At 48.8% G+C, this 387-nt stretch carries 1 pseudogene; it reads right to left on the reverse strand.

What is annotated here, in order from left to right:
• Positions 1-124: 124 nt before the first annotated feature.
• Positions 125-387: pseudogene (locus tag ACTHSP_RS22525) on the reverse strand (TIGR01621 family pseudouridine synthase); the annotation flags it as partial.

Here is a 387-nt window from a genome sequence, read left to right on the forward strand (position 1 = left end):
GACCGCTGTTTTGCCGACTTGCCGGGTTTGAGCGAATTGGAAATGTAAACTTGAAACAATCAAAAGGCCGTCTGAACAATTTTCAGACGGCCTTTTTTTAATACATACAAAAATTTCACTGCTTCTATTCGGACTCATCCGAACCCAAACACGCCGACAAATCGATTTCAGACGGCCATGTTTTATCAGGCGCGACCCGAATATCGAAATGCTCGCCGCGATAGTCGAAAACCAAACGCCAAGCGTGCAGAAACAGATGTTCCGCCTCATCGCCACCATACAGCGTATCGCCCAAAATCGGACTGCCTATGCTTTTCATGGCCACGCGCAGCTGATGGGTTTTGCCGGTAAACGGTTGCAACACAAACAGGCGCAAACCGGGCTTCA

It is taken from the genome of Neisseria sp. P0001.S005, from assembly GCF_051963715.1.